The sequence below is a fragment of the Okeania sp. SIO2F4 genome, from assembly GCF_010672385.1.
Taxonomy (GTDB): Bacteria; Cyanobacteriota; Cyanobacteriia; order Cyanobacteriales; family Microcoleaceae; genus Trichodesmium.
On record NZ_JAAHGT010000914.1, the window covers coordinates 1 to 3,872 of the forward strand.

2 protein-coding genes are annotated in these 3,872 nt (G+C 36.7%); both read right to left on the reverse strand.

All coding sequences use genetic code 11. The features are described from left to right. Window positions 1-285 precede the first annotated feature (285 nt). Window positions 286-1,755 (reverse strand): leucyl aminopeptidase, encoded by a 1,470-nt coding sequence (locus F6K22_RS34880; protein WP_293109008.1) that lies wholly within the window; start codon window positions 1,753-1,755, stop codon window positions 286-288. 1,354 nt (window positions 1,756-3,109) lie between these two features. Then, entirely contained in the window at window positions 3,110-3,748 is a 639-nt protein-coding gene (locus tag F6K22_RS34885) for a ThiF family adenylyltransferase (protein ID WP_293109010.1), read from the reverse strand. Window positions 3,749-3,872 lie beyond the last annotated feature (124 nt).

Here is a 3,872-nt window from a genome sequence, read left to right on the forward strand (position 1 = left end):
TTCTCTACGGAGTAGGGCGAACTAAACTTGATTGACAATTTTCCTCACAGCAAGTACCTACTTAGTTCAACCCTACATCAGCAATAGAAAAAATTGTGCATATAGAACCCATTTGGTATCTTTACCAGGGATGTTTATTTTTGATGAGTAGAGTCGTCATGTGGGAATTAGGCAATACGAAAAAAAGATTGAAAAATACTCCAATACACCTCTGATTCGCCATTTCCCCTACTCCCCTACTTCTCATCTACTATAGAACCCCTGAAGGGGTTCTATAGGTAGTCTCTAACTCAAAACCCAATTGACTAGAGTCCGAACACCATAACCAGTAGCACCAGGATTATTGTAACCATTCTCTGCGTCTATCCAAACCGGGCCGGCAACATCTAGATGCGCCCAAGGTGTATCTTTAATAAACTGTTTCAAAAATAAAGCTGCAGTAATAGCACCACCAGGGCGCGGACCTGTATTCTTCATGTCAGCGTGCATAGCTTTCAACCCCTCGAAATATTTTTCCTCCAAAGGCATCCGCCACATTTTCTCTCCAGCTTTTTCTGCTGCTGCTGTTAGTTGAGCTGCTAAGTCATCATTAGGACTCCACAAACCAGCAATATCATTACCCAATGCTACAACACAAGCACCAGTGAGAGTCGCTAAATCTACAATTGCATCTACCTCCAATTTTTCAGCAAAGACTAACGCATCTGCCAAAGTCAAACGCCCCTCTGCATCTGTATTATTAACTTCAATAGTTTTGCCATTAGAAGCAGTCAGAAAATCACCGGGGTGCATGGCGTGACCACTAACCATATTTTCCGTAACAGCGCTGATAAAATGAACTTCCACATCTGGTTTCAACTGAGCGATCGCCTTAACAGCACCAAAAGTTGTACCTGCTCCACCCATATCAGTTTTCATCATTTCAATCCCACTACCAGAAACTTTGAGGTTTAAACCACCGGAGTCAAAAGTTAAACCTTTTCCTACTATCGCTAACTTGCGACGAGGAGTACCTTCTGGTTTGTAAGTGATATGAATAAATTTTGGTGGCAAGTCAGAAGCTTGAGCAACTCCAAGAAAAGCTCCCATACCTAGTTTTTCACAATCTTCTTTTTCTAGAATTTCTAGAGCTAGACCGAACTCTTTAGCTAAAGCTTCAGCAGTTTCAGCCATGGTTATTGGAGTGCAAGAATTAGCGGGAGCTGCTACAAGTTCCCTGGCCAAGATGACTCCTGAGCAGATTTGTCGGGCGCGGGCGATCGCTTCATCGGAGCCAGCTAAACCAATTAACTCTACTTTTTCTACATCTGGCCCTTGATTTTCCACTTCAGATTTAAAGCGATTATCTTTATGGAGAGCTAACTCAATGCCTTCAGTCATAGCTGTAGCTGTAGAATCAGCATCCTGACACATTGGCAGGCTAATGCCGAGAGTTTTACATCTCTCCTTTTTTGCTAAACGTCCAGAGGTCGCTGCTGCTTGGCGCAGAGTATCTAATTTTAATTCCTCTGATTTACCTAGGCCCACAATAATAATTTTGCGAATAGGGGTTGTACCACCGACACGAGTTGAGGCACTGCTGTTGGCTTTACCCTTAAATTCCGTTTCTTCAATTAGTTCAGATAAAGTACCAGCTAACATTTCGTTCAATTTGGCCATATCCCCGGTTAATTCTATGGCATCCTCAAATAAACCAATAGCTAGGGCATCTCCGGCCCATTCTAACTGAGGTGTATTGGTTGCTTTAATTTCCATGTTGATTTCCTCTCAAACAGTAATAGATTATCTTAATCTGTATTTCTGAATGTATCTACATTTGAGCAATAGTTACCAACATAGAATAATATAAAGCACTTATAATTTAGTTATACTAGTGTATTTAATTAATTTTTATGAGTCAGCAAATTCCCAAATTATTAGAGAATATTTATACAAGCTATTTGGTATCAATGCCCGCGATTAAATTTTTAGGAAATAGGAAATAGGAATAAAAATATACCCACACTCCCCATATTCCGATCTCCCAATTTCTCTATCTTCTCCCTCTGTTTTTCAATAGATTCCAAATGGGTTCTATAAAACATATATTAAGAAAGTGGGAATGGTTAATGTAGGTGGGTTATGTTGGACAGTTTCCATTGGAGATTAACCAAATCATTGTTCAAATTAAATAGAGAACTTTTGACTTGGTTTTTTATTGAATAAAAATTTGATTAACATTTAGTGGTACTTATATCATGTCCGGTTGAATAGTTATAATTAAAGCTCGTAGTAGGGCAAGAGCCCTATCTATCTATTATCAGGCTAAAGCCCTACTACAAACAAAAATTTTTTTATCACGCTCTTATCTGGACATGATATTAGACATTTTATGGTAAAAAAATGCCTGAGAGTCAGTCTAGATAAGGGAATTACGTCAATCCTCTAAAAATACCTCTGATATCAAATCCGGTTTATAGAATATCCTTTTAGGGGGATGGGGGGATGGGGAGATGGGGGGATGGGGAGATGGGGGGATAGTTAGAGAGGAATTTGAAAAACGTGCTTTTGATAACTGGATTTGGTATAAGGTTTTAGAATTTAAGGGAATAGGCAATAGATATTAGTATTAAACTGTACCTCACGATGCTAAAAAGTATTTTCAATAATTAATAATTAACAATTAATAATTAACAATTAATAATTAACAATTACCTCTTATTAAAACTATTGAGGATTGGTTAAAAGGAATTTTTTTTCTTCTCTTGGTCGATTGGATATGGTGTACTTCGGAGCGGCTCTTTCAGCAATTAACAATGAACAATTAATAATTAATAATTACCCCTTCTTAAAACTATTGAGGATTGACTAAAAGGAAAATTTTTGATTTATCCCCTATCCAAGGGTCGGCTTCAAGGCGTGAATTGTTGAATGAATAATTAATTGACTATCAACTCTTAATTATTAATTATTAACTCTTAATTATTAATTATTCGGTAAGAGCGGGAGACCTCGCCATCCCATCCTAGGTCAAGCTCAGAATATCGACCGCTTTTTTCTCCTTTCTAGGAGAGGCTTTAAACCTTAATTTTTCAGTCAAAATAAATCAAACTTTTGCTGAATTTTAATCCTACATAAATAATGGTTTAACAGCAAAATCTCCTAAAGTAACAGTAAAATTATGCTGCTGTTTAGTTGCTGCAAAATTAATCACAGTTTCACAAGCAACAGCAACGGTTAACATTACCAAATTTCTTGCTAAAGGATAATCACAAACATCATCATTTATATGGGATGGTACTCGATAATTTTCATTCCAAATTATTTCTGAATAATCCGAAGCTAATCCTACATGAAGACAAGAAACATTAGAATTAGCACAATAATTTTTTACTGCACTTCTACTAATACTATTGTCAAAAGTATCTATAACTAATTCACTTTTGCCTAATAGTTTCCCCGCATTTTCTACAGTTAACTTTTGAGATTGACTATCAATTTTTATTCCCAGGGCGCGATAAAGACTATTAGTCAGAATTTTAACTTTCAATGCCCCAATATCAGAACGATAATAAGGTTGAGTAGATAAGTTACGTTCTTCTATGCGGTCGTAATCTATTACTCGTAATTTATTGAACCCAGAACGAGCTAAATTTTCAGTAATATTTGCTCCTAAAGCACCAGCACCACAAATAGTTATTGACAAATTTTTTAGCTTTGTCATTATTTCTAGACTGCGGTAAAGTTGTTCGTGAAAAAATATAGACATGAATGAATAATTAACAATTAATAATTAATAATTAATAATTACCTCTTCTGTAATAGAAGGAAATTTTTTTCTTCTCAAGGGGAGATTGGATATGGCGTACTTCGGAGCGGCTCTGCACTCTTGA